The organism is Nonomuraea sp. NPDC049625 (assembly GCF_040675285.1).
GTDB lineage: Bacteria > Actinomycetota > Actinomycetes > Streptosporangiales > Streptosporangiaceae > Nonomuraea > Nonomuraea angiospora_A.
Genome location: NZ_JBFAOQ010000039.1, coordinates 23,318 through 48,685 on the forward strand (window position 1 = coordinate 23,318; position 25,368 = coordinate 48,685).

The 25,368-nt window shown below is 71.6% G+C and carries 24 protein-coding genes and 1 pseudogene; 19 read left to right on the forward strand and 6 right to left on the reverse strand.

The features are described 5' to 3' along the window. The first annotated feature begins 117 nt into the window (after positions 1-117). From AB0J87_RS63140 to AB0J87_RS63150, 3 genes are all read left to right on the forward strand, one after another. Positions 118-1,743, forward strand: a complete 1,626-nt coding sequence (locus AB0J87_RS63140; RefSeq protein WP_363985494.1) for a DHA2 family efflux MFS transporter permease subunit — start codon at positions 118-120, stop codon at positions 1,741-1,743. 111 nt (positions 1,744-1,854) lie between these two features. Continuing rightward, the gene (gene pip, locus AB0J87_RS63145) at positions 1,855-2,808 is read left to right on the forward strand and encodes a prolyl aminopeptidase (protein WP_363985532.1); all 954 of its coding nucleotides are present in this window, start codon (positions 1,855-1,857) and stop codon (positions 2,806-2,808) included. A 220-nt stretch (positions 2,809-3,028) separates the two neighbouring features. Continuing rightward, a complete protein-coding gene (locus AB0J87_RS63150; protein ID WP_363985496.1) occupies positions 3,029-3,967 on the forward strand; it encodes a hypothetical protein in 939 nt (312 codons plus the stop codon). A 295-nt stretch (positions 3,968-4,262) separates the two neighbouring features. On the opposite strand, the gene AB0J87_RS63155 is transcribed toward AB0J87_RS63150, so the two are convergent. Next, positions 4,263-4,967 (reverse strand): cytidylate kinase family protein, encoded by a 705-nt coding sequence (locus tag AB0J87_RS63155; protein ID WP_363985498.1) that lies wholly within the window; start codon positions 4,965-4,967, stop codon positions 4,263-4,265. A 222-nt stretch (positions 4,968-5,189) separates the two neighbouring features. Here AB0J87_RS63155 and AB0J87_RS63160 point away from each other — a divergent pair. Both AB0J87_RS63160 and AB0J87_RS63165 read left to right on the forward strand, forming a co-directional pair. After that, positions 5,190-5,707, forward strand: a pseudogene (locus tag AB0J87_RS63160) (hypothetical protein); the annotation flags it as partial. A gap of 255 nt (positions 5,708-5,962) precedes the next feature. Further along, positions 5,963-6,397: a dihydrofolate reductase family protein gene (locus AB0J87_RS63165; RefSeq protein WP_363985534.1), complete on the forward strand. Its 435-nt coding sequence runs from the start codon at positions 5,963-5,965 to the stop codon at positions 6,395-6,397. Between the two features lie 691 nt (positions 6,398-7,088). On the opposite strand, the gene AB0J87_RS63170 is transcribed toward AB0J87_RS63165, so the two are convergent. After that, on the reverse strand, positions 7,089-8,039 hold the full coding sequence (locus tag AB0J87_RS63170; RefSeq protein ID WP_363985500.1) for an NADP-dependent oxidoreductase: 951 nt from the start codon (positions 8,037-8,039) through the stop codon (positions 7,089-7,091). A 49-nt stretch (positions 8,040-8,088) separates the two neighbouring features. Between AB0J87_RS63170 and AB0J87_RS63175 the strand changes: the two genes are divergently transcribed. Continuing rightward, positions 8,089-8,703 (forward strand): helix-turn-helix domain-containing protein, encoded by a 615-nt coding sequence (locus AB0J87_RS63175; RefSeq protein ID WP_363985502.1) that lies wholly within the window; start codon positions 8,089-8,091, stop codon positions 8,701-8,703. Between the two features lie 49 nt (positions 8,704-8,752). On the opposite strand, the gene AB0J87_RS63180 is transcribed toward AB0J87_RS63175, so the two are convergent. Next, positions 8,753-9,526, reverse strand: a complete 774-nt coding sequence (locus tag AB0J87_RS63180) for an IclR family transcriptional regulator (RefSeq protein ID WP_363985504.1) — start codon at positions 9,524-9,526, stop codon at positions 8,753-8,755. 126 nt (positions 9,527-9,652) lie between these two features. On the opposite strand from AB0J87_RS63180, the gene AB0J87_RS63185 reads away from it, so the two are divergent. The 8 genes from AB0J87_RS63185 to AB0J87_RS63220 all read left to right on the forward strand — a co-directional run bounded on the left by AB0J87_RS63185 (position 9,653) and on the right by AB0J87_RS63220 (position 17,522). Further along, on the forward strand, positions 9,653-10,627 hold the full coding sequence (locus AB0J87_RS63185; RefSeq protein ID WP_363985506.1) for an ABC transporter substrate-binding protein: 975 nt from the start codon (positions 9,653-9,655) through the stop codon (positions 10,625-10,627). Beyond that, positions 10,620-11,609 carry an ABC transporter substrate-binding protein gene (locus tag AB0J87_RS63190; RefSeq protein WP_363985508.1) on the forward strand — a complete coding sequence of 330 codons (990 nt, stop codon included), beginning with the start codon at positions 10,620-10,622 and terminating at the stop codon, positions 11,607-11,609. The genes AB0J87_RS63185 and AB0J87_RS63190 overlap by 8 nt, the downstream gene beginning before the upstream one ends. Continuing rightward, positions 11,606-12,427, forward strand: coding sequence for an ABC transporter permease subunit (locus AB0J87_RS63195; protein ID WP_350730899.1), 822 nt, complete (start codon positions 11,606-11,608; stop codon positions 12,425-12,427). The genes AB0J87_RS63190 and AB0J87_RS63195 overlap by 4 nt, the downstream gene beginning before the upstream one ends. Next, positions 12,424-13,167 carry an ABC transporter ATP-binding protein gene (locus AB0J87_RS63200; protein WP_363985510.1) on the forward strand — a complete coding sequence of 248 codons (744 nt, stop codon included), beginning with the start codon at positions 12,424-12,426 and terminating at the stop codon, positions 13,165-13,167. The genes AB0J87_RS63195 and AB0J87_RS63200 overlap by 4 nt, the downstream gene beginning before the upstream one ends. Next, complete coding sequence (locus tag AB0J87_RS63205) at positions 13,164-14,678, forward strand: hypothetical protein (protein WP_363985512.1); 1,515 nt, start codon at positions 13,164-13,166, stop codon at positions 14,676-14,678. Before AB0J87_RS63200 ends, AB0J87_RS63205 begins: the two co-directional genes overlap by 4 nt. Positions 14,679-14,765: 87 nt before the next feature. After that, entirely contained in the window at positions 14,766-15,554 is a 789-nt protein-coding gene (locus AB0J87_RS63210) for an LLM class flavin-dependent oxidoreductase (protein ID WP_363985514.1), read from the forward strand. After that, the gene (locus AB0J87_RS63215) at positions 15,544-16,644 is read left to right on the forward strand and encodes an LLM class flavin-dependent oxidoreductase (RefSeq protein ID WP_363985516.1); all 1,101 of its coding nucleotides are present in this window, start codon (positions 15,544-15,546) and stop codon (positions 16,642-16,644) included. Before AB0J87_RS63210 ends, AB0J87_RS63215 begins: the two co-directional genes overlap by 11 nt. Then, positions 16,641-17,522, forward strand: coding sequence for an ABC transporter substrate-binding protein (locus AB0J87_RS63220; protein ID WP_363985518.1), 882 nt, complete (start codon positions 16,641-16,643; stop codon positions 17,520-17,522). Before AB0J87_RS63215 ends, AB0J87_RS63220 begins: the two co-directional genes overlap by 4 nt. A gap of 20 nt (positions 17,523-17,542) precedes the next feature. On the opposite strand, the gene AB0J87_RS63225 is transcribed toward AB0J87_RS63220, so the two are convergent. After that, positions 17,543-18,796 (reverse strand): NAD(P)-binding domain-containing protein, encoded by a 1,254-nt coding sequence (locus tag AB0J87_RS63225; RefSeq protein ID WP_363985536.1) that lies wholly within the window; start codon positions 18,794-18,796, stop codon positions 17,543-17,545. 4 nt (positions 18,797-18,800) lie between these two features. Next, positions 18,801-19,349: an OsmC family protein gene (locus AB0J87_RS63230; RefSeq protein WP_355196847.1), complete on the reverse strand. Its 549-nt coding sequence runs from the start codon at positions 19,347-19,349 to the stop codon at positions 18,801-18,803. A gap of 78 nt (positions 19,350-19,427) precedes the next feature. Between AB0J87_RS63230 and AB0J87_RS63235 the strand changes: the two genes are divergently transcribed. The 5 genes from AB0J87_RS63235 to AB0J87_RS63255 all read left to right on the forward strand — a co-directional run bounded on the left by AB0J87_RS63235 (position 19,428) and on the right by AB0J87_RS63255 (position 24,160). Then, positions 19,428-20,660 carry a homoserine O-acetyltransferase gene (locus AB0J87_RS63235; RefSeq protein ID WP_363985520.1) on the forward strand — a complete coding sequence of 411 codons (1,233 nt, stop codon included), beginning with the start codon at positions 19,428-19,430 and terminating at the stop codon, positions 20,658-20,660. Next, entirely contained in the window at positions 20,657-21,994 is a 1,338-nt protein-coding gene (locus AB0J87_RS63240; RefSeq protein ID WP_363985522.1) for an O-acetylhomoserine aminocarboxypropyltransferase/cysteine synthase family protein, read from the forward strand. Before AB0J87_RS63235 ends, AB0J87_RS63240 begins: the two co-directional genes overlap by 4 nt. After that, positions 21,991-22,473, forward strand: coding sequence for a CoA-binding protein (locus AB0J87_RS63245; RefSeq protein WP_363985524.1), 483 nt, complete (start codon positions 21,991-21,993; stop codon positions 22,471-22,473). Before AB0J87_RS63240 ends, AB0J87_RS63245 begins: the two co-directional genes overlap by 4 nt. A 48-nt stretch (positions 22,474-22,521) precedes the next feature. Then, positions 22,522-22,914 carry a hypothetical protein gene (locus AB0J87_RS63250; protein WP_363985526.1) on the forward strand — a complete coding sequence of 131 codons (393 nt, stop codon included), beginning with the start codon at positions 22,522-22,524 and terminating at the stop codon, positions 22,912-22,914. Between the two features lie 208 nt (positions 22,915-23,122). After that, positions 23,123-24,160 carry an alcohol dehydrogenase catalytic domain-containing protein gene (locus AB0J87_RS63255; protein ID WP_363985528.1) on the forward strand — a complete coding sequence of 346 codons (1,038 nt, stop codon included), beginning with the start codon at positions 23,123-23,125 and terminating at the stop codon, positions 24,158-24,160. A 27-nt stretch (positions 24,161-24,187) separates the two neighbouring features. Here the strand turns inward: AB0J87_RS63255 and AB0J87_RS63260 are convergent, their stop codons facing one another. Then, a complete protein-coding gene (locus AB0J87_RS63260) occupies positions 24,188-25,162 on the reverse strand; it encodes an NAD(P)-dependent alcohol dehydrogenase (protein ID WP_363985530.1) in 975 nt (324 codons plus the stop codon). Between the last annotated feature and the right edge of the window lie 206 nt (positions 25,163-25,368).

Here is a 25,368-nt window from a genome sequence, read left to right on the forward strand (position 1 = left end):
TTGCGAGCCTTCGGGAATCCGGCCGGGGACCATTCCGGCGTGAGCGCTGTCGGACCTCAGCGGCCTTGCTCCGCGTCGCCACTCCAGCAGACGGTTCTCCTCAGGGAGGTCTCCGGAGTGCCGGAATTCAAATCCGCCGGACAACCGGCCACGCAGCGTCCGTGGCTGGTTCTCGCGATCATGTGCATCGGCTTCTTCATGTCGTTGCTCGACGGATCCATCGTCAACATCGCCATCCCCACACTGATCCACAGCATCGACGCCTCCTACGACCAGGTGCTGTGGATCATCGACGGCTACCTGCTCATCTTCTCGGTGCTGCTGATCACCACGGGACGGCTGGGAGACATCTTCGGATACCGCCGGGTGTACGTGATCGGCATCGTCGTCTTCACCGTCGCCTCGGCACTGTGCGGGCTGGCCGGCTCACCATCCCAACTGCTGGCCGCCCGGCTGCTGCAGGGATCGGGCGGGGCGCTGCTGTTCCCGCAGGTCATCTCGTCAATCCTGACGATCTTTCCACCGCAGCTAAGGGGCCGCGCATTCGGCCTGTTCGGCGCGATCGTCGGCTTCGCCCCGATCGTCGGCCCGGTCCTCGGCGGCTTCCTGCTGGCCCACCTCGACTGGCGCTGGATCTTCTTCATCAACGTCCCCGTGGGGATCATCGCCGCCGTACTGGCGATGACCGTCGCGCCGCCCATGCGCCCGTACCGGCGACACCGGCTCGACCTGGTCGGCGTCGCGCTGGCCACCGCCGGGCTGAGCGGCATCGTGTTCGGCCTGATCGAGGGAGAACGCTACGGCTGGGGCACCGTCACCGGGCCGATCAGCATCCCCTCGGTCATCGTCGCCGGCGTCGCGCTGCTGGCGGTGTTCGTCGTCTGGCAGCACCGGCAGCGCGAGGAGCCCCTGATGCCGCCGGCCCTGTTCGGCGTGCGCAACTTCGCCGTCGGCAACGGGGTCGGGTTCGTCTTCCAGCTCGGCATGATCGGCATCATGTTCGTGGTGGTGCTGTACCTGCAGATGGCGCGCGGGTACTCGGCGCTGGAGACCGGTCTGGTGGTGCTGCCGAACGCCGTGCTCACCGCGGTCGGCTCGGCGTACGCCGGGCGGCTGTCGGACACCTTCGGCGGCAAGTACATCCTGATGACCGGGATGACGCTGCTGGCCGCCGGCCTGCTGGTGCTGGTCGCCATGACCGGACCCAGCACCAGCGCGTGGAGCCTGCTGCCCGGGCTGACCATCATCGGGCTCGCCAGCGGCGCCACGTTCGCACCACTGCAGCAGGCCACCATGGACGGCGTCGATCCCCGGCTGGCCGGGGCGGCCTCCGGCGTCTCCAGCACCATCCGGCAGATCGGCGGCGTCCTGGGCACCGCCGTGCTGGGCACCCTGCTGTCGGCCCGTCTCTCCTCGACCCTGCGCACCGAGGCCGAGGAACGCGCCGGTCAGCTACCGGAGCATCTGCGCGCCCGGTTCATCGACAGCAGCACGGCCGCCGCGCACCACTACAGCCCGCCCACGCCGCCCAGCGGCCTGAACCCTGCCACGACCAGCCTGTACGAACGCGTCACCGCCGACACGTTCGCCGCCGGCTTCGTCAACGCCATGCAGACCACCCTTGTGGCATGCGCCATCGCCCTGGTGGCCGCCGCCCTGCTCTGCTTCTTGTTCAGCTCACGCAAGGAGGCGACGACCGAGCCCGCCCAGAACCGGCAGGCCGAAACCGCACCACAGGACTGACCTCGCGATGACAATGGTCGCGGTCCGACGGCCGCGACCATTGTCGCTCCGTCGTCCGTCACCCGGTGCGCCCGCCCGCCCCGGTCGGGTGGTCTACTTGATCACATGGCGCTGAAAGAGTTCTATCCGCCGATCGAACCGTACGACTCCGGTCTGCTCGACGTCGGAGACGGCAACGAGATCTACTGGGAGAGTTGCGGAAACCCGGCCGGCAAGCCCGCCGTCTTCCTGCACGGCGGCCCCGGCGGCGGCATCCTGCCCGCCTTCCGCCGGTTCTTCGACCCGGCCGCGTACCGGATCGTGCTGTTCGACCAGCGCAACTGCGGCGCCAGCCGGCCGAGCGCCGCGGACCCGGGGGTGTCGCTGCGGCACAACACCACCTCGCACCTGGTCGCCGACATGGAGCGCCTCCGCGAGCACCTGTCCGTCGACCGCTGGCTCGTCTTCGGCGGAAGCTGGGGCAGCACCCTCGCCCTCTCGTACGCCCAGGCCCACCCCGACCGTGTCACCGAACTCGTGCTCCGCGGCATCTACCTCGTCCGGCCCTCCGACGAGGACTGGACGTTCACCTCCGCCGGCGCGGCCCGCCTCTATCCCGCCGAGTGGGCCGCGTTCCGCGACGCGATCCCCGCCGACGAACGATACGACCTGATCGCCGCGTACGGCCGCCGCATCGGCGACCCCGACCCTGCCGTCCATCTCCCGGCCGCCCGCGCCTGGATGGACTGGGAGTTCTCGGCCAACACCCTGCTGCCTGTCGACCCGCCGGAGCTCGACGACGGCGCTATCCTCCTTTTCGCCCGCATCACCCACCACTACATCAGCAACGGCGGCTTCCTCCCCAAGGAGGGCCTCCTGGCGGGCGTCGACCGCATCCGGCACATCCCCACCGTGATCGTCAACGGCCGCTACGACATGAAGACGCCGCCCGACCAGGCATGGGATCTGCACCAGGCCTGGCCCGAGGCCGAGTTCCACCTCGTCGAGGACGCGGGCCACGGCGGCGCCGAACCCGGCACCCGGCACCGCCTGATCGACACCACCGACCGCTTCCGCCAACCTTGACGGCCACGCCGTCCCCGCGACTGCGGCGGCCCGGCGGGCGGGTCGCCGGGGATCGCAGAGCCGGCCGGCCACTTCGCGCCCTCGCCGCAAAGCCGCCGCACCGCCTCGCCGGGCCCATCGCGATGACGCCGCGCTGGTCGACCGCATCATCGCCGAGCTGCGCCGAGCTCGGTGACTGCCTGGTTGGAACGTCTGGGGTTGTTCGTTCGTCATCCGAAGTGTGACGAGCTCTTCAGATCTCGACGAGCGGCTGCGCGTGGCGGCCGCCCGAACGCACCGTGCCGATCACCTGCGGCGCCAACTCGCGGCCACCAAGGAGCAGATCCAGCAGGCCCACCTCACCCTGACCGGCCTGGAGAAGGACCTGTCCAAGGAGGAGGCCGACGTCACCCGCCTGGAAGGCGGGCTGACCGCGTTCCTGGCCCGCCTGGTGAGCCAGCGCGAGGAGCGGCTGGATCGCGAGCGTGCCGAGGCCGCCGCCGCCAGGCAGCGGCTCGACGGCCACCGGGCCCGGCTGGCCCAGATCGAAGCGGACGCGCGGGCGATCGAAGCCGAGCTGGCAGGGCTCGCGACGGCCTCGGAGGAGTACGGGAAGCTGCTGGCCGAGAAGGAGCGGCAGCTCCTCGCCCGTGGTGATGCCCGCGCCGGCGAGCTGACGGACCTCGGCGCCGCCCTCGACCGTGTCTCGGCGGAGCGGCGGGAGCACACGGAGGCGTACGAGGCCGGGCAGGCTGCACTCCACGCGCTGGCCCAGGTGCTCGGCTACCTCGGCTCGGCCAAGGGCGCCTCCACCTGGGACCTCCTGGGCGGCGGCCTGATCGCCGACGCCGTCGAGCACAACCGGCTGCGCTCCGCCGACGAGGCCGCCTGGCACGCCCAACGGGCCCTGGACGTCTTCTCCCGCGAACTCGCTGACGTCGGCGTCTCCGCGCGAGCCCGCCTGCCCAAGGTGGACACGCGGTGGTTCGTCGACACGCTCTTCGACAACATCATCACCGATCTGATGAAGCATCAGCGCATCGAGAACACCCGCGCCGAGGTCGAGCGGACAGCCCGGTGGGTCCAGGACGTGGGGACGCACCTGCGGCACCGCGACGCCGAGCTGTCCAAAGAACGAGCGCGACTGCTGGCCAGGCGCGAGGAGCTGCTGCGCGGTTGAGGCGTCCGAGCGGCGCCGGGACCGGCTTTGGAACCGGCCGACAAGGAGGCGGGCGGCAGGCCTCGATTCCGGCGCGTCCATGAACGCGAGCTACATCCAGTACGCCCAGAACGCGTCCGCGTTCAAGGGGTTCCCGGCGCAGTATCGCCAAGACTTCAGCGGGGTGTCGCTCGGCGTGGGCCGCAAGCTCGGTTCCATGGCGGCCGCCCGCCGGTCTTCGACGCACAGGCCTCCAAGGAACGCAACACCGTCGAGCGCTGCTTCAGCAAGCTCCGCGAGTTCCGTGCGGTCGCTGTCAAATCCTGTGTATCGATGAGTGTGGTGGGACTTCCCAGGTCGGCCGTTGGAGCTGATCGTTGTACACGACGATGTCGGCGTGGTCGGTTGGGCGGGCTGTGGCGAAGTAGAGCTGTTGGGAGGGGATATAGCGGTTGCGCCAGGACCGTTCGATTTCGGCGGTGTCGGCGGTGGATCCGGCCGGCGCTGTGCCTCGGTCCCGGGCGCGATCTACCGTCTGCTCGAATGGGACGGACACGAAGATGCGCAGGTCCCACCGGTCGATGAGCTCTGGGCGCAGGAGGAAAACGCCGTCGAAGAGCAGTACGGCGTCTGCGGGGGCGGTCGTGGCCGGCGGGGACGATGGGGTGTCGGTGTCTCTGTCGTAGATCGTATGTTGGAACCTTCGGTCTCCGCCTGGGCCCAGCGGATCGAGCAGGACCCGGCACAGCGCGGCGTGGTCGTGGGCGTCGAAGTAGCAGCCTTCGGCCGAGTACTGACCGCGTCGGTAGCGCTGTGCACGAGGGAAGAGGAAGTCGTCGATGGTCGCGCGGATGACGTCGCGGTCCTGCGCGCGCAGGACGACGGCGAGCTCGTCGGCCAGCGTGGTCTTGCCGGCGGCGGGCGGCCCGTCGATGGCGACCCGCAGCGGGTGCGCGGTCGTGACGGACCTGATCGCCTCGGCCAGCCGGCTGATGAGCTCGCCGCGGGTGCCTTGGTCCATTGCTGCCTCTCTCACGGTGTCTCTGTTTTAGCACCGCATGTCAGGCTGCGGTCGCCGGCTCGCGTTCGACGAGGACGCCTCGTTCGAAGCGGGCTCCGGCGCGGACGAGGGCGACGAGGTGGGGTAACGCCCAGTCTTGACCCACCCGCGCTGCCGCCCGCGGTGCGATCTTCGAGTTCATCGAGGGTTGGTAACCTGCACCGCTTGCATAGCAGCCTGGGTTACCGCTGCACCGGCTGTGGGCGTGTGTGGCGGCAGGACACGAGCCGGGTGGCCGAACCGCGAGCCCGCCTGTCGCGGCGTGCACTGCGCTGGGCGTTGGAGGCCATCGAGTGCCGTTACCTCACGGTCGCTCGCGTAGCACTGGCCGGTGACGCCTCGGCAGCGTGTTCAGCAACAGACCTGTGGGCACCGCGGGCGCACCGGTGACCCGCTCCACGTACGGCATCCGCCGCGTGCTGCGCACCGACCGACAACCCCAAGGACCGACTGCCGTGTTCGCCACCGAGCAGCACGTCGACGTCGCGGCCACCTGGGGCATCTACCAACGCATCGTCGCCACCTGCCGCAACCCGGATCGAACCTCCGCGAAGACCATCACCGTCATCATCGCGGCGGTGCCCACGGCCCTGACCGAGCTGATCACACTCGGGCGAACGCTCAAACGCCAGGCCGCCGACTTCGATCGCGCCTACACCAGCAACGGACCGAAAGAAGCGATCAACGGCCGCCTCGAACACAGCCCGGAAAGTTTTGAAAGAAATCCGGGAGGCGTGTCGGATCGGGGCGGTGGTGTTCGTAGCAGGGGTGAGGCCGCCGCAAGGCGCGCGACCAACTGCCCGCAAGGAGACACCATGACTGCCACGTACACCTTCGACATCTTCTCCACGCTCGACGGCTTCGCCAACCACAACGGCGACTGGGGCGGCTACTGGGGCAAGCAGGGCCCCGAATTCCTCGCGTATCGCGCCGCTGCCTACCGTGACCCGCTGCGCATGGTGCTCGGGGCCAAGACCTACTCGTCGAACGCGCCGTTCCTTGACGCAGGCTTCGACCGCAACCTGTTCGACGGGTGGATCACGCGCATGTTCGACTCCCCGGTCACGGTGCTCTCCAGCCGGCTGACCGAGCCGCTCGAGTGGCCGGGCACGACCATCGAGTCCGGCGATCCTGTCGAGGTGGTCACGCGCCTCAAGGCCGAATCCGATGTGCCGCTGCGCTCCCACGGCAGCCTGACGCTCAACCGGGCGCTGCTGAACGCCGGCTTGATCGACACCATCGAGGTGACGGTCTTCCCAGTGATCTCCGGGACGACCGGCGTGGACCGGATCTTCGACGGTGCGGACGACTTCGACCTCGAACTGCTCGAGGCCCGGACCTTCGACGGCCACACGCAGGTGCTGACCTATCGACCGACCCGACACAGTTGATCGGCGACGGGGCGTCGTTCGGCCATGCCGGGATCGTCATCCTCGCCGCGTGCGTGGTGTATGGCGCTGAGTCCCAGGGAAATTTCCAGCGGACTTGCCTGACCTGCGGCGATACAAAGGGTCTGGACGGCGGCTCTGTGGAGCGAGCGAGTCCGGGACGCACTGCGTTCCTGACGTCGACACGTTGACCACCAGCGAAAAAACTCTGCACGCCTCAACTCGACGACTCCGTGCGGGGTCGACTCTCTCGTCGCTGACGATGGTCGTGGCCCCACGTTGATCGCTCAGGTTCGATTGGTGCCGGTGGTGAAGTGAGCGGGGATGATGCTGCTGCCTGGAACCGGCCGGGCTGGGGTTCCGCCTGGAACACCTACGCGGCTCCGCCCTGGGCTTCCGCAACCTCACCGACTACGTCGCCCGGTCACTGCTCGAGACCGGCGGATTCAGATCCCAGTCACACCCTCGATCATGAAGAGCCGGTTACCGACCGGACAGACGTACGCCTGTGGCTGCCATGGGCCGGTAAGGCTGGGAATTTCTGCCGAGGAAAGGTCGCCCGCCCGATTCGCGTTCTCCTCCAGGACCTCCACGAGCGTCACCGCGTCGTCCGGGATGAAGCCCATCAGTCGCGTGGGGGCGGTCGGGCTCGGAAGCGGGCCAGCACGTACGGCGTGTGGGTCGGTGGGGCTGGTCAGTTCACCAGCACGATCTTCCCGCGAGCGTGACGGCTCTCGCTCAACTCGTGCGCCGCAGCGGCCTCGGTGAGCGGGAACGCCGCCGCGACCGGCACCCGTAGCCGGCCCTGCCCGGCGAGCTCGACCGCGATGCCGAGGCCGTGCACCGCCAGCGGGTCGGCGGCTCCAACGGCCGCCGCCGTGTCGCCGGCCGGCACGCCGTGCGACAGGTGCACGCCGAGGGCCGCCGCGGTGAGGTCGGGAGCGATCGTCACCACGCGCGCCGGGTTCCCGGTGATGGCGATCAGGTCGGGCAGCGCCCCTCCTGCGCAGTCGAACACCGCGTCCACCCCGCCTGGCGCCAGCGCGCGGACCCGTTCTACCAGACCCGCCCCGTACGTCGTCGGCTCGGAGCCCAGCGAGCGCAGGAAGTCGTGGTTGTGCTCCCCGGCCGTGCCGATGACGGTGGCGCCACGGGCGACCGCGAGCTGCACGGCGACCGTGCCCACCCCGCCGGCCGCGCCGTGCACCAGCACGGTGTGCCCGGCGCCGACCGCGAGCCGGTCGAGCACCCGGGTGGCCGTCTCGACGCTGCCTGCGGCACCACCGGCCTCCTCCCAGCTCCACGCGGCGGGTTTCGGCGCCCAGGCGACCAGGACCGCGTGATCGGCGTTGGCGCCGCGCGCGGTCGTCGCGGTCATGCCGAACACCTCGTCGCCGACCCCGACACCCGTGACGCCGTCGCCGACCTCGTCCACTACGCCGGCGGCGTCGAACCCGGTCCGGTACGGGAACGTCACGGGCACCACGTCACGCATCCTCCCTGAGCGGATGGACGTCTCTCCCGTCGACAATCCGGACGCCCGTACGGCGATGCGGATCGTCCCCGGCCCGGCATGCGGTTCCTCGACCTCGGCGACATGCACCACGCCGGCCGGGCCGTACTCCGAAAACTGAACTGCTCTCATGCGCCGTACGGTAACGGAACACCCCGTCCGTTTGACTAAAGTGAGAGCGGTGACGGCAGAAGTGAGTCAGAAGCTGCGCTCGGACGCCCGCGACAACCGCGCGCGCATCCTCGCGGTCGCCCGCGCGACCTTCGCCGCCGAAGGGCTCGATGTGCCGATCCGGGAGATCGCCCGGCGCGCGCAAGTCGGCGCGGCCACCGTCTACCGGCACTTCCCGACCAAGGAAGCGCTGCTCAGCGAGGTCTTCGCCGAGCCGATGGCCATGTGCTCGGCGGTCGTCGAGGAAGGGCTGGCGCAGGCCGACCCGTGGCGCGGGTTCTGCCTGGTGATCGAGAAGCTCATGGAGGTGCACGCCCTCGACCGGGGGCTGTCCGGCGCGTTCACCTCGCAGCTGCCGTACTTCGCCGCGGACCGCGACCGTACGATCCGGCTGCTGCTCCAACTCATCCGGCGCGCGAAGGAGGCGGGCGGCCTGCGGGCGGACTTCGTCCTGGAGGACTTCATCCTGGCGATGATGGCGAACGAGGGCATCCGCGCCGAGTCACCCGAGCAGCGAGCGGCGGCGTCGCGCCGTTTCGCGGCCCTGATGATCCAGTCGTTCCGCGCCGACCCCGTCCGCGCGCCGCTTCCGCCGGCGGTCCGGCTGCTGCCGGCCGTTCAGTAGCGCCTCGGCGCTCGGAGAGGGCCCCCGTGAGACGACGGGCAAAACCGCTTCACTCGGAGGTGCGCAGGCGGCGCTCGGCGGGTGGGATCAGCAGCACTTCCAGCGCCCGGGCGCAGGCCCGCGCGTGCGTGACGAACCAGTCGATCCGCGCGTCGCTCATCACCAGCGGCGTTGAGCGCACGGCCAGCGCGTAGCGTACGTGGCCCTGCCGGTCGAGGACCGGCACCGCGACCGTGCGGATGCCGTCGCCCGACTCCCCGTCGTTGAGCGCGTACCCGGCTTCGCGTACCCGGTCCAGTTCGGCGCGCAGCTCGCCGTGGTCCACGATCGTGCGGCCGGTCAGCGGCCGCAGGGGCCCGAGCGCCTCCAGGTCCGCCCTGCCCTCCGGGTCCCAGGCCAGCAGGACCTTGCCCAGCGCCGTGGAGTGCAGCGGGCGGCGCAGGCCGATGCCGCTGTCGGGGTTGAGCGAGCCGCCGCTCAGGATGACCGCGTGCCTGTCGTTGCGGACGGCCAGGTCCACGGTGGCGGAGGTGATGCGGGCCAGCTCAGCCAGTTCGGGCGGGATGCGGTGCAGGCCGCGCCGGTGGAAGGAGAGCTGCCCCAGCTCGGTGATCGACGGCCCGAGCCGGTAGCGGCCCGTGCGCGCCTCCTGTTCGAGGAAGCCGGCGGCGGTCAGCGTCCTGGCCAGGCGGTGCGTGGTCGAGGTGGACAGGCCCATCCTGCGCGAGAGGTCGGACAGGCCGAGCGAGGCGTCCCCGCCGCCGAAGCAGTCGAGCACGCCGATCGCCCTGCGTACGGACTGCACGCCGCCTTCTGCTGCCATGCGGGAAACTCCGTCTTCCGAGTAGGGAGAGCCGTGACCAGGTGAGAGCCGGTCCGGCCGGGAACGCTTCCCGCATCGCGGGATATTCTTTGCATTTCCTACCAATTTACAAGCAAACTGTCTGCCATGACCACAGCCGCACTCGACACCATCTGGTTCACCCGCTGTCCCGTGCCCACCGCGACGGGCATCGCGGCGGACCAGGGCTGGCTGGCCGGGGAGTTCGCCGCCGACGGGATCGAGGTCCGGTCCCTGCAGGACGACTCGCCTGACGTCCCCCGCGAGACGCACTACACCCACGCCCTGACCGGCCTGTTCCGCGAGGGCGGCAACGTGCCCGCGCTCTGGGCGCGCTCCCGCGGCGAGGCCACCCGGCTCATCGGGCTCACCTGGATCGAGGAGCACCAGGCCGTCCTGGTCCGCGCCGGCACCGCTCTGGAGCGCCCCGAGCAGCTCAAGGGCCTGCGCCTGGCCGTTCCCCGGCACCGCATCGCGATCGACTTCTGGCGGGCCATGGCCCTGCACGGCTTCCACGGAGCCCTGTCCCTGGCCGGGCTCGGCCTCGGCGACGCCGAGCTGGTGGACGTCGCGGCCGAGCCGGGCGGCGGCCAGTGGGAGGCCGAGCTGGCCGCGCTGGCCGCCGGCGAGGTGGACGCGGTCTACGTCAAGGGCGCGCTCGCCGTCGAGGCCGCTCTGCGCCATGGCGCGGAGGTCGGCATCGACCTCGACGCCGTGCCGGACCGGCGGGCGCGGGTGAACAACGGCACCCCGAGGCCGATCACCGTGCACCAGCGCCTGCTCGACGAGCACCCCGACGTGGTCACCCGCTTCCTCGGCGTCCTGCTGCGGGCGGCCGACTGGGCCGCCGATCACCCGGCGGAGGTCGCCAGAATCCTCGGCGCCGAGACCGGAGCGGGCGCGACCGGCGTGGCCGCCGCCTACGTCCCCGGCGCCTCCCTCCACCTGGACCTGTCGCCCGAACGCCTCGACCTACTGGCCGAGCAGGAGCACTTCCTGCGCGGCCACCACTTCCTCGAATCGCCCGTGGACGTCGCGGCCTGGGCCGACCACACCCCGCTCCAAGGAGTCACCCATGCGTAAGCTGCTGCTCGCCGTCCCTCTCGTCCTCCTGGCCGCGGCCTGTGGCGGCGGCACCGGCGCCACCACCGCCCAGGAGCAGGTGGTCGTCCGGATCGCGGACCCGGGCAACAGCGGCTTCCTGGCCGTCGCGAAGAAGGACGGCAGCTTGGATGCCGCCCTGGCCAAGGTCAACGCCAAGGTCAAGTGGGCCGGCGACTTCTCCGTCTTCGCCCCTGCCGCCCAGGCCATCAACGCCGGCTCGCTCGACATCGCGACCGGCTCGATCACCTCCGGCGTCACCGCGCTGGCCGTCAAGCCCAGCTTCAAGATCTTCGCCACGGTGCCGCCCGACCTCGCCGGCGAGGGGATCGTGGTCAAGAACGGCTCGCCGATCAAGTCGGTCGCGGACCTGGCCGGGCGCACCGTGGCCGTCGGGCACGGCGGGACCAGCGAGTACCTGCTGCTCAAGGCGCTGCAGACGTTCAACGTGCCGGTGGACAAGGTCAAGCGCGTCTACCTGCTGCCGCCGCAGACCGCACCGGTCTTCGGCTCGGGCAAGGTGGACGCCTGGGCGACGTTCTCCACCTTCCTCATCCCCGCCGTCACCGACCTGGACGCGCGGATCCTGGCCGACGGCGAGGCCATCAAGTCGGACAACTACGTGATCTACGTGGCCGCCAACAAGCTGCTCGGCGAGCATCCCGAGGTGGTCAAGGCCCTGTTCGAGTTCCTCAAGGAGGGCAGCGCGAAGGAGATCGCCGACCCGGCCGCGTACCTGAACGTCTTCACCCAGGCGGGCCCGCAGGCCGTGCAGGGCAAGCAGAAGGACCTGGTGGTCGACATCCAGAAGAAGGGCAAGCCCGCCCAGGCGGTCACCGCACCCGAGATCGCGAAATATCAGGAGGTCGCGAAGTTCTTCCTCGACCAGAAGGTGCTCACCGCGCCGCTGGACGTCTCCCAGCACGTCGTGGACGTGACGACGCTGGGGAACGCGAAGCAATGAGCGCCGCAGTGCAGGGGCTTGTCGCCCCGAACCCGCCCCGCGCCGCCGGACGCGCGCCCGCGTTGACGTTCGCGCTGCGGGCCATCGGCCCCGTCCTGCTGCTGGCGGCCTGGTACGCGGCCACCGCCTCTGGCGCCCTCACCAAGGACGTGCTCGCCGGCCCCCAGGACGTCGTCAAGACCTTCGGCGAGCTGTGGGCCGACGGCCAGCTCCCGGAGGCGCTGCGCGTGTCCGTCACCCGGGCCGGCCTCGGCCTGGTGCTGGGCGCCTCCACCGGACTGCTGCTCGGCGTCGTCTCCGGCTTCACCCGGCTCGGCGAGGAGCTCGTGGACTCCTCGATGCAGGCGCTGCGCGCCATCCCCTTCCTGGCGCTGACCTCGCTGTTCGTCGTCTGGTTCGGGATCGAGGAGGCCTCCAAGATCCTGCTGATCGGCGTGGCCTGCACCTTCCCCATGTACGTCAACGTCTCCAGCGGCGTGCGCAACGTGGACCGCAAGGTCGTCGAGGCGGCGCGCTCGTTCGGCCTGGGCCGGCTCGCGATCGCCCGCGAGGTCGTGCTGCCGGGCGCGCTGCCGTCGGTCTTCGCCGGGCTGCGCCTGGCCACCACGCTCAGCGTGATCGCGCTGATCGCGGCCGAGGAGATCAACGTGACGGCCGGGCTCGGCTACCTCATGGCCCGCGCCACCGACTACCTGCGCACCGACATCCTGGCGCTGTGCGTGCTGCTCTACGCCGTGATCGGGCTGCTGGCCGACCTGGCGCTGCGGCTGGTCGAACGGGGGACGATGCCCTGGCGCAAGGCGGTGAGCATCCGATGAGCACCCCAGGATCGGCGGACCTCGCCGTACGGACGAGAGGGCTGCGCAAGGTCTTCGGCGAGCGCGCCGTGCTCGACGGGGTGGACCTGGACGTGCGCCGTGGCGAGTTCCTCGCGCTGCTCGGCGCGAGCGGCACGGGGAAGACCACGCTGCTGCGCATCCTCGCCGGCCTGGACGCCGCCACCGGCGGAACCGTGCTCGTACCCCCGGTGCGCACGGTCGTCTTCCAGGAGCCGCGGCTCATCCCCTCCAAGCGCGCGCTCGCGAACGTGATCATCGGGCAGGGCCGCTCCGCCCGCGCCAAGGGGCTCGAGGCGCTGGCGGAGGTGGGCCTGAGCCGGCACGCCGACGCCTGGCCCGCGACGCTGTCCGGCGGCGAGGCCCAGCGGGTGGCGCTGGCCAGGGCCCTGGTACGCGAGCCGGAGCTGCTCCTGCTGGACGAGCCGTTCGCCGCGCTCGACGCGCTCACCCGGCTGCACATGCAGGACCTGATCGCGGAGTTGTGCGCCCGGCACCGCCCGGCCGTGGTGCTGGTCACGCACGACGTCGAGGAGGCGATCCTGCTCGCCGACCGGATCGCGGTGCTGCGCGAGGGCCGGTTCGTCACGGACCTGCGCGTCGGCATCGACCGTCCGCGCGACAGGACGGACCCCGTCTTCGTCGAGCTGCGCCGCCGCCTCCTCGCCGACCTCGGCGTCGACACCCACGCGGGCACGCCGCGCGAGGAGGTGGCACGGTGACCGCGCCCATCCCGCCTGCGCCCCGCACCCCGAGGGCCACGACCACACACCGCGCATCGCGCACCGCGCCGACCGCGTGGATCGACGAGAACGCGCCCGTGCTGACCGGGCTCGCGGACCGCATCTGGGCCTACGCCGAGCCGTCGCTGCGCGAGTGGCGCTCCGCGCTGGCCACCGCCGAGTTGCTGCGTACGCACGGCTTCGCGATCTCGTGGGGCACCGCCGGTCTGCCGGCCGCCTTCGTCGCCACCTCCGGTGACGGCGGCCCCGTGCTCGGCTTCAACGTCGAGTACGACGCGCTGCCCGGCCTGTCCCAGCGCGCGGGCGTCCCCCGCCACGAGCCCACCGTGTTCGAGGGCGACGAGTACGCCCCCGCCTACGGTCCCGGCCACGGGTGCGGCCACAACGCCCTGGCGGCGGCGTCGACCGGCGCGGCCATCGCCGCCGCCAGGGCCCTGCGCGGCCGGGCGACCATCAAGGTGTTCGCCTCCACGGGCGAGGAACAGCTCGTCGGCAAGGCGTACGCGGTGCGCGACGGCGCGTACGACGGCCTCGACGCCTTCCTCGACTGGCATCCCGCTCCCGTCACCGGAACGGGCTGGGACGTCACCAGCGCGCTGTACTCGGCCACGTTCTCCTTCCTCGGCTCGCCCGGCCACGGCTCGAACCCGCTGGGCACCCGCAGCGGCCTGGACGGGGTGCTCCTGCTGACCGGCATGATCGAGCGCCTGCGTGCGGGCAACGTCTCCCCGTCGGGCCGGATCGGCTACGCGATCGGCGGGGGTGGCGCTCCCAACGTCACCCCCGACCTGCAGACGTTGTGGGTCTACGTCCGCGAGGCCACCCACGAGCGGGCCAGGACCCTCTATGACAAGGTCGTGGCCTGTGCCGGGGCCGCCGCCGTCGCCAGTCAGACCCGGCTCGAACACCGGCTGGTGACGGCGATCAGGCAGGGGCTCGGCAACCGGGCGGGCGCGGAGCTGCTGCACCACACGATGAGCGAGCTCGGTCCGCCCGCGTTCACCGACGCCGACCACGAGTTCGCGGTGCGGCTGCAGGAGGCGATCGGCAGGCCGGGTTCCGGCCTGGCGGCAGGGGTCCTGCCGCTGCGCCCGCCCACCGGGCCGGACCTGGGCGGGCCGTCCAGCGACACCTCGGAGGTGAGCTGGACGGCGCCGCACCTCAGCCTGACCGCGGCGGTGGTTCCGATCGGCGTGCCGCTGCACTCGTGGGCGGCCACGGCCGCCACCGGCACCACGATCGCCCACGCCGGGCTGCTGGCCACCGCCCGCTACCTGGCCGCGGCGGCCGTCACGCTGGTCGAGCAGCCCGAGACGCTGGCGGCGGTCCGGCAGGAGTTCGCCGCCCGCGAACGGGGGCCGGGACCGCTGCCCGCCGGGGCGGAGCCTCCGTACCACCTGCCGCCGCCCACGTTCCTCCAGGAGACGGGGCAGTCGGCGCGCCCGATCAGGACGCCGCCCGTTTCCGCCGAACTCCTAGGAAAGATCTGACATGACCGTCCTGCTCATCTGCGGCCGCATGATCGACCACCTGTCCGGGCGGCCCGCCGCGGTCCTGCGCCTGGCGGCGGTGGCGTGATGACCCGCCCCGTGGCATCCCGCTTCCACGTCGTCCTCCCCACCAGGAGCACCGCCGCGCCGGAGTTGCCCGCGTTCGTCACCGATGTGCGGCCCGCCCTGACCGATCCGGCCGGACGGACCGCCGTGGCCGCGGACCTGGCGGGGCTGGCGGGGGCGCTGGTGCCGTTCGACCCCGGCGGGCAGGAGTCCCTGACCGTCGCCGCGAACGTCCTGCGCCGTACCCGGCACCTGCGCGTGGTCGCCGGGTTCCACGCCGCGGCCGCCACCCCCGTCTACGCCGCCAAGCTCTCGGCCTCGCTGCAGCGTTTCGCCGCCGGCCGGCTGGGCTGGCGGCTCGCGGTTGACCTGGACCCGGCCGTGGCCAGGGCGCAGGGAGACTTCCTGACCGGCGCCGATCGCCATGCCCGCGCCGGCGAGTTCCTGACCGTCGCCAAGGGCGTCTGGCAGGGCGGGCCGTTCGACTTCCGGGGCGACTTCTACGAGGTCGCCGCGGGCGGCTTCGGCCCGCCGCTGTCGGCGCCGCCCTTCCCCGAGGTGCAGCTCTCCGGCATCTCCCCCGAGGCCCTCGCGCTGTCGCGGCGGCACGCGGACGTGCACGTCTTCGCCGAGGGCGACGACCTGGACGCCCTCGTCCCCGAGCTGCCGGGCCTGCGCTACGGCGTCCAGCTGTCCTCGCTCGACCACGTGGAGGAGTACGCCCGCCGCGGCGTGAGCGAGTTCTTCGTCCCCGCCGAGGACGTCTACCACCTCGGTGAGCATCTCAAGGAGCAGGCTCTTGCCGGTTGACATCTACTGGCGCATCCACATGGAGGGCGACCAGCCGTCGCTGCGCCGCAGGGTCCGCAGCCGCGGCGGCTTCGCCCCGGGCGGCACCGCCCCCGGCACCCGGGACGGCCGCGACGACGGCTACACCCACGCCGACTACATGGCCGAGGTCGCGCGGGCGGCCGAGGAGTCCGGCTTCGTCGGAGGGCTGCTGCCGAACTTCCCGCACACCGACGACCCGTGGGCCGCCGCCGCGACGCTGGCCCGCGAGACCACCTCCTACCGCTTCATGGTGGCCTTCCAGCCCGGGTTCCTGCACCCGGTGCAGGCGGCCCGGATGACGGCCACGCTGCAGCGGGCGACCGGCGGCCGGATCGTCTACAACGTCATCTCCGGCGGCGGCGGTCCCGCGCAGCTCTGGTGGGGCGACAAAGTGGACCACGACGACCGCTACGCGCGGACCTCGGAGTTCCTGGACGTGCTCAAGGGCGTCTGGCAGGGCGGGCACACCCACCACGGCCGCTTCTACCAGGTGGAGGACGCGGGCCTGCCGGAGGAGCTGGCCGGGCAGCCGTTCCCGGAGATCTTCTTCTCCGGCTCCTCCCCCGCCGCCATCGACGCCGCCGGCCGGCACGCCGACTACTACCTGTCCTGGCTGGAGCCGTTCGACGCGCTGGCGGAGAAGTTCGACGCCGTACGCGCGCACAGCGCCACGCCGCCCCGGTTCGCCGTGCGCGTGGACGTGCTGGCCCGGGAAAGCGAGGAGGAGGCGTGGGAGGAGATCCGGCAGGGCTGGGCGGCCAGGCCGCGCGGCGACGACTCCGGCGGGGGCGACTCCGTCGGCGTGCGGCGCAGCCGTTCCTTCCTCGCCGGGGCCGGTGACGACCCCCGCGCCCTGGAGGTCGCCCCGAACGTGTGGGGCGGGTTCGGCCAGTTGCGCGACGGCCCCGCCTTCGGCCTGGTCGGCGACTACCACCAGGTCGCCGAACGCCTCGACCAGCTCCTGGACCTCGGCGTGGACGCCTTCATCCTGGCCGGAATCCCCCATCTCGAAGAGGCCCGCCGCGTGGGCCGCCAGGTTTTGCCGCTACTGAAAGGACGCACCTCATGACCACCCGAGCCGGCTTCTTCCCGCAGAACAACACCTTGTGGGTGGCCCGCCACCGCGACCTGCTGCCCGGCGTGGAGTGGGTGGACCTGAACGCGCTGGGCCGGGGCGCGCCGGTCGATCCCACCAGGGCGCTCCCGTCCGCCCACGGCGACCATCTGTTCGACGGCGGGTACGACTTCATCGGCACCGGCTCCACTCCCCCGGTCACCGCCCAGGCCAAGGGGCACGACATCGTGTACGTGGCGATCTCGGAGCCACGGGTCGAGAACGGCCGCCTGGTGGTGCGGGACGACTCGCCGATCGGCTCCGTGGCGGAGCTGAAGGGCAAGCGGGTGGCCCTCGGCCACGGCTCATGGCAGACCACGCTGCTGCTGCTGGCGCTGGAGCGCGCCGGGCTCGGCTGGGGCGACATCGTCCCCGTGGACGCCTACGGCAACGCCGCCGAACTCCTGGTGAACGGCGACGTGGACGCCTGGGTGGGCTCCTACCCGTACCTGACGCCGGTCGAGTCGCGCACCAGGACGCTCGTGGAGACCGACGGCCTGTTCAGCCACCGCTCGCTCTGGTTCACCCGCCGCGACTTCGCGCGCGACCGGCCCGACGAGCTGGCCAGGATCGTCACCGCGCTCCAGGAGGCCGACCGCTGGACCGCCGGGCACCCGCGCGAGGCGGCCGCCCTGTTCGACGGCGACCTCGACGCCTGGGAGCACGCGCTGCGCACCCGCCCCTGGGGGTTGCACCCGGTCAGCGAGGAGTTCGTCGCCGAGCAGCAGCACGCCGCCGACCTCTTCCACGCCAACGGGCTGATCCGGAAGAAGATCTCGGTCGCGGACGCCGTACTTCCCGAGATCGGCGAGCTGGTGCTGCGGACCCGCTGAGCCGTCCGGGCGGCCGGGGATCACCGTCGTACGGCCAGATACCGCGCGAGGTGGTCGATCACCTCGCGCGCGTCGTCCTCGATGCCGTGGATGAACGTGGACCTGCGCCGCCGCAGCACGGGCAGCCCCAGCGCGTACAGTCCCGGGCTGTCGACGACGCCGCCGTCGTGGCGCAGCCGGCCCTTCTCGTCGATCACGGGCACGTCGAGCCAGCCGTAATCGGGCCGGAAACCCGTCGCCCACACGATCGTGCGGATCTCGCCGCTCCGCAGGTCGAGCCGCAGGCGCGCCGACTCGGGCACCCGGGTGGGCGCGAAGCGCTCGGGCGGGCCGGCCTCGGCGTCGCGGCCGCGCGTACGCGCCCACTCGTCGAACGTGCCCAGCAGGCGCTCCATCTTGAGGTCCGCGAGCGAGAACACGTTGCGCAGCCCGCCGGAGAACAGCGCGCATCCGTCGCGCACGGCCGCCCAGCGGCCGACCAGCTCGACGCCCATCGAGGTGAGCGCGTTGAGATCGAGCGTCCCGCGCTCGGGAGTGCCGACGAGCTGGGGCGATGGCAGCCGCCGGGCCCGCGCGAGATCGTCGACCTCGTCGTAGCGCTGGTCCCACACGCCGGAGGCGTCCATCCACCACAGCACGTCGCGCCCGCGGTAGGTGCGGGGCAGCCGCACGTGCTCCCCCACCGAGAGCGTCACCGGCCGGCCGGACCCGCGCAGCTCGGCGGCCAGCTGCACGCCGGTCGCCGACGCTCCCACCACGAGCACCCCGCCGTCGGGCAGCCGATCGGGGGCACGGTAGTCGAACGGCGTCAGCTGCTCGACGGACGACGGCACCTCGTCGCCGAACCGCGGCACCGCCGGCCGGTTGCAGGCCCCGCTGGCGATGACCACCGTCCGGCAGCGGATCTCGCCGCGGCTCGTGGTCACGTGGTATCCGTCGCCGGTACGCCGGACGGACGTGACGTTCGTGCCGGTCCGGACGGGAGCCCGGGAGAACGCGGCGAAGCGCTCGATGAACTGCGTCACCTCCTTCGTGGTCATGTAGCCGTCGGGCTCCGGGCCTTCGTAGCGAAGGCCCGGCAGGCGGCTCTGCCAGTTGGGGGTGAGCAGCCGGAAGGAGTCCCAGCGTTCGCGCCGCCAGGAGTTCGCCACCTCGCCGCGCTCGATCACCAGGTGATCGAGCGACCGTTCGCGCAGGAAGTGGCTCGCGGCGAGACCGGCGTGGCCCGCGCCGATGACGACCGTGGTGACGTGCTCGATGGCTCGGCCTTTCAGGCTTTCAGGCGACGTCGACGGTGACGTTCGTCGGGTTGGTGAGGGCGTCGAACACGGCCGACCGCTTCTGGGACTGGGCCACCAGCGCCTCGATCTCCTGCTTGGAGGCGTCCGCGTCGATGGTGAACGTCACCTTGATGTCGTTGAAGCCGTTGCGGACGTCGGCGTCGACGCCGAGGATGCCGCGGATGTCGTGCTCGCCTTCGAGCGTCGCCTCGACCGAGCGCAGCTGGATGCCGCGGTTCTGCGCGACGGACGCCACGCCGGCCGTCAGGCAGCTCGCCAGGCCGACGAGGAGGTACTCGATCGGCGTGATGCCGTTGTCCTCGGCCGCGAAGACCTCGGGGTGGTCGGCGTCGAACACCGCTTCGGTCCGGTGGCTCTGCTCCTGCCCGAGCCCGAAGAACTCCTTGACCGTGGTGGTGCTGTGGACGCCGTTCTGCCATCTGGAGGATGCCCGCCAGACGAACTGCGCGGCCTCGGGTGCGCCTTTCAGAGCCTCGCGCGCGTCCAGCAGCGCCTGCACGTTCACGCCGTTGGCGACCGTGGTCATGTCCCGCCCCTTCCGGATCTTCCCGCATTCCCGGTAGGTATTTGACCATACACGCGCCGTGGCGGCTACCATAGCCCTATGTCGCAGCCAGCCCCGGCGCTCGCGGCCGGCACGATCGGCACGGTCGGCACCGTGGAAACCCGGTACCTCGACCTGCCGGAGCCGCTACACCTCGACTGCGGCCGGGAGCTGCACCCGGTCCGCGTGGCCTACGAGACCTACGGCGCCCTCTCGCCCCGGCGCGACAACGTCGTCCTGGTGTGTCACGCGCTCAGCGGTGACGCCCATGCCGCGGGCCTGGCGAAGGCGCCGTCCGGCCAGAGCACGCGCGACGGTTTCGGGGCCGAGGACCGCGACGGCGCGGGCGGCAAGGGGCTCGGCTGGTGGGACGGGATGATCGGCCCCGGCAAGGCGTTCGACACCGACCGGTTCTTCGTCATCTGCACGAACCTGCTCGGCGGCTGCCGCGGGACGACGGGTCCGTCGTCGATCGACCCGGCGACGGGCAGGCCGTACGGGCCGGACTTCCCCGTGGTCACGGTCGCGGACATGGTACGGACGCAGCGAGCGTTCCTCGACGTCCTGGGCATCGACCGGCTCGCGGCGGTGGCCGGGGGCTCGCTCGGCGGAATGCAGGCGCTGCAGTGGGCGGTCCTGTTCCCCGGCCAGGTCGACGCGGTCGTGGCCATCGCCAGCACGCACGCCCTCCACCCGCAGGGGGTGGCCTGGAACGCGATCGCGCGTGACTCGATCATGCGCGATCCGGCCTGGCAGGGCGGCCACTACTACGGCACGGGCCGCGCGCCCCATGCGGGCATGGGGGTGGCGCGGATGGTCGGCCACATCACGTACCTGTCCGCACCCGCGCTGAGCGAGAAGTTCGGCAGGCGGCTGCAGTCCGCCGACGCGCTGCGCTACACGATCACCGAGCCGGAGTTCGAGGTGGAGAGCTACCTGCGCCACCAGGCCGACTCGTTCGTCAAGCGCTTCGACGCCAACACCTACCTCTACACCTCGCGCGCGCTGACGTATTTCGATCTCGCGCGGCAGCATGGCGGCGGGTCTCTCTCACTGGCCCTCGAAGGCGTTTGCGCCCGGACGCTGCTCATCGCCTTCAGCTCCGATTGGCTGTACCCGCCGTCGGCGTCGGAGGAGATCGAGCAGGCGCTGCGCGCCCTCGGCAAACCGGTCGAGTTCGAGGTGATCGAGGCGCCGTACGGCCACGACTGCTTCCTGCTCGAGGAGGCGCGGCAGACGCCCATCATCCGCCGGTTCCTGGCCGGGGCGACGTCGAGGAAGGGGTCTTCGTGACCGATCAGTTCCCCCGTGCCGAGCAGGCCCGCGCGTTCGGGTTCGAGACCCGGCAACTGCACGCCGGGCAGCGGCCCGACCCGAACACGGGCGCCCGTGCGGTGCCGATCTTCCAGACCACCAGCTATGTCTTCGAAGACCCCGAGTCCGCGGCGGCGTACTTCAACCTTCAGGAGTACGGGAACACGTACTCGCGCATCATGAACCCGACCGTCGCGGTGTTCGAGGAGCGGGTGGCAAACCTCGAGGGCGGCAGCGGCGCGGTGGCGTTCGCCAGCGGGATCGCCGCGCAGGCGGCCGCGCTGTTCACGCTGCTGCAGCCGGGCGACCACGTCGTCTCGTCCTCGGCGCTGTACGGCGGGACGGTGAACCAGCTCAAGCACCTGCTGCGCAAGATGGGCGTGGAGCTGACATGGGTCGATCCCGACGATCCGGACGCCTGGCGCCAGGCGGTGCGGGCGAACACGAAGGCGTTCTTCGGCGAGACGATCGGCAATCCCGCCGGTAACGTGCTGGACATCGAGACCGTGGCGGCCATCGCCCACGAGCACGAGCTGCCGCTGATCGTGGACAACACGTTCGCGACGCCGTACCTGTGCCGCCCGATCGAGTGGGGCGCCGACATCGTGATCCACTCGGCGACCAAGTTCATCGGCGGCCACGGCACGAGCATCGGCGGCGTCGTGGTCGAGGCCGGCACGTTCAACTGGTCCAACGGACGGTTCCCGGTGGTCGCGGATCCGTCGCCCGCCTACCACGGCCTGCGGTTCCACGAGACGTTCGGGACGTATGGCTACCTGATGAAACTGCGGGCCGAAACCCTGCGCGACCTCGGCGCGGCGCTCTCGCCGTTCAACGCCTTCCTGTTCCTGCAGGGGCTGGAGACGCTGTCGCTGCGCATGGACCGCCACGTCGACAACGCGCGGGCCGTCGCGGCCTTCCTCCAGGCGCACGACCTGGCCTCCAACGTGACCTACCCCGGCCTGCCCAAGAGCAGGTACCGGCCGCTGGTGGAGAAGTACCTCCCGCGCGGCGCCGGCGCCGTCTTCTCCTTCGACTGCGCCGGCGGCCGGACCGGCGGGCAGAACCTCATCGGCGGCCTGACGCTCTGGTCCCACCTGGCGAACGTCGGCGACGCCAAGAGCCTGGTCATCCACCCCGCCAGCACGACGCACCGCCAGCTCGGCGACGACGAACTGCGGGCGGCCGGCGTCGGGCCGGGGACGGTGCGGCTGTCGGTCGGCACCGAGTCCGTCGAGGACCTGATCTGGGATCTGGAGCAGGGTTTCGCCCGCGTCGCCGGGACGAACGGAAAGAAGGTGGAGACGCCATGACCGATCTCGGGCGATACCAGGACCCGCTGACGATCCAGCGCGTGCTGCACTCCACCAGGACGATCGCGATCGTCGGCCTGTCGGGCAACGAGCTGCGAGCCAGCTACTTCGTCGGCTACTACCTCAGGCGGCACGGCTACCGGGTGATCCCCGTGAACCCCCGCGAGAGGGAGATCCTCGGGGAGACCAGCTACCCGAGCCTGCTCGACGTGCCCGTTCCGGTGGACCTCGTGAACGTCTTCCGCGCGCCGGACGCGCTGCCCGCCATCGCGGAGGAGACCGTGGCGATTCGCGCCGGCGCCCTGTGGTGCCAGTTCGGCGTGATCAACGAGGAGGGCGCGCGGATCGCCGGGGACGGCGGCGTGACCGTGATCATGGACCGCTGTCTCAAGGTCGAGCACGCGCGGTATGTGGGCCGGATGCACTGGCTCGGCTTCAACACCCAGCGCATCACGTCCGTCCGCGCCGGGCTTCAGTAGCCGCCCCTCGGCCCGCGGGCTCGCGTGCCGGCCGGGGCCGCCGCGGCCGTGCCGGCAGTAGCCGACGAACGCGATGTCGCCCTTGGCCGTGCCGCGGCCGTTCACCAGGTGCCGGTGCCGGCGGGCCGCGCCCCGCACGACCGGGCGCTGATCGAGCTGATCGGCGGGCTGTCGACGCGGAGCGAAGTCTTCCGGCAGCGCTGGGCCTCCCACGACGTGCAGTTCCACCGCAGCGGCCGCAAGCGGCTGCGTCACCCGGTGGTCGGCCGGCTCGACCTGGACTTCGAATCGATGGAGCTGCCGTCGGAGCCGGGCCTGACCCTCAACGTCAACACCGCCGCCCCCGGCAGTCCCGGCGCCGACGGCCTCAGGATGCTCGCCAGCTGGGCCGCCACCCAGGACCTCGCCGAGGCGCAACCGACGGCCGCCGACCGGCGCTGACCAGCGCTGACCAGCGCTGACCTCATGGGGGGCTCTGCCATTACCTGTAACGGCAGGCCCTGCCACATGCCCGGGTGAGCCTGTTCTATGGAGCTTGACCAGGGGAAACCTTGGCATTCGACGCGGCGGCGGGGGTGGCCGCGGCCCGTGGCCCCGGAGCCGCCCCGCCGCACGCCCGACGACGAAGACAAGAGACGGAAAACCTTTGATGCGAGCTACTTTCATGTACGGTGCCGGCGACGTGCGCGTGGAGCACGCGCCCGACCCGGTCCTGCGCGAGCCCACCGACGCGATCGTCCGCATCCTGCGCTCGTGCGTCTGCGGCAGCGACCTGCACCCTTACCACAACCTGCCGGCCTCGGAGCAGGGCACGCCGATGGGGCACGAGTTCCTCGGCGTGATCGAGGACCTCGGCGGGCAGGTGTCCGGGCTCAAGCGCGGCGACCTGGTCGTGGCGCCGTTCGCCTACGCCGACAACACCTGCGCCCTGTGCCGCGAGGGCCTGCACACCTCCTGCCCCAACGGCGGCTTCTGGGCCTCCGGCGACGTCGGCGGCGGCCAGGCCGAGGCGATCCGCGTCCCGCAGGCCGCCGGCACCCTGGTCAAGCTGCCCGTCGGCGAGGACTCCGAGCTGCTGCCGTCGCTGCTGACCCTGGCCGACGTGTACGGCACCGGCCACCACGCCGCCAAGCAGGCCCAGGTCAACCCGCGCACCACCGTGGCCGTCATCGGTGACGGCGCGGTCGGCCTGCTGGCCGTGCTGTCGGCCAGGCAGCTCGGCGCCGAGCGAATCATCCTGATGGGCCGCCACGACGACCGGACCAAGCTCGGCATCGACTTCGGCGCCACCGACGTCGTGCCCGAGCGCGGCACCGAAGGCATCGAGAAGGTACGCGAGCTGACCCGCGGCCAGGGCGTGCACGCGGTGCTGGAGGCCGTCGGCTACATGAACGCCTACCAGACGGCGGTCGGCATCGTCCGCCCCGGCGGGGTGATCAGCCGCGTCGGCGTGCCGCAGTACGAGGACGCCCCGGTCGGGTTCGGCAGCCTGTTCGGCCCCAACATCACCCTGACCGGCGGCCCCGCCCCGGTGCGCGCCTACATCGAGGACCTGCTGCCCGGCGTGCTGGACGGCACCGTCGAGCCGGGCCGGGTGTTCGACCGCACGGTCACGCTGGACGAGGTGCCCGACGGCTACCGCGCCATGGACGGCAGGACCGCGCTGAAGGTCCTCATCCAGCCCTGACCATCCGCCCCTGGGCGACGCCTGGTCTCAGACGACGCGGACGATGATCTTGCCGCGCACGCCGCCCGACTCCAGGGCCCGGTGCGCCTTGGCGATCTCCTCCAGCGGGAACACGGTGTCCACGACCGGGCGGATGGCGCCGCTCTCCACGTACCGGGCCAGATCGGCGAAAAGGCGGTGGGTGGGCTGACCGCTGAAAATGCGCACGCGCCGCCGGCCGTACACGGTGGAGGCGGCGAGGTACGACAGCGTCGAGGCGGCCCGGTTGACGTCGAAGGCGATCGCCACCATGCGACCCGACGGGGTCAGCAGGCGCCGGTAGGCGGGGTGCTCGGTGCCCACGGTGTCCAGGACCACGTCGAACCGCGGCAGATCAGCGGGCCGCGTGGTGGCGTAGTCGTAGACCTCGTGGGCCCCCAGGTCACGGACGAGGTCGAGGTTGCGCGCCCCGGCCAGGGCGGTGACGTGGGCGCCGAGTGCCCTGCCGAGCTGCACCGCCACGACGCCCACGCCGCCGCTGCCGCCGCGTACGAGCAGGCGCTCGCCCGGCCGCAGCTCCGCCTTGTCGCGCAGCGCCGTGATCGCCGTCGTCCCCACCGGGAGCGCCGCGGCCTCCACCAGGTCCAGGCCCGCCGGGACGAGGGACAGCTGACGGGGCCGGACGATCAGGTACTCGGCGGCACTGCCGAACGTGCGGCCCAGCACGCCCCACACCCGATCGCCCACCCGGGGGCCGGGTTCGGCCGGGTCCGGGCCCAGGGCGACGACCTCGCCGGTGAAGTCGAGCCCCATGCGTTTCGGGAAGCCCCGCCGCGTCAGCCCCGTCACGAGCCGCACCTTGCCCGCCCGGCCGTGCAGCTCGCCGCCGTTCACGCTGATGGCGTGCACGCGCACCAGCACCTCACCGGGTCCGGGGACCGGCTTGGGCACCGTGCCCACATACAGCACCTCCGGCGGCCCGTACCGGTCGAACAGGGCCGCGCGCATCTCAGTCGCATTCATCTCCACGTGAGCGACGCTACCGGGCTAAACGGATGGGACCGTCCACTTACGTTAATGTGAGAAACATGCCTGGTCATCCCTCTCAGATGGAGCCCGCGCCGGCGCTGCGGGCGAGCAATAGTCAAGACCTGTGGATCGTGAGTTCCTAGGCGGCTGTGGGGACGGGCGAGTCTGCGGGACGTTCGACGAGCTTGCCGTCGATGAAG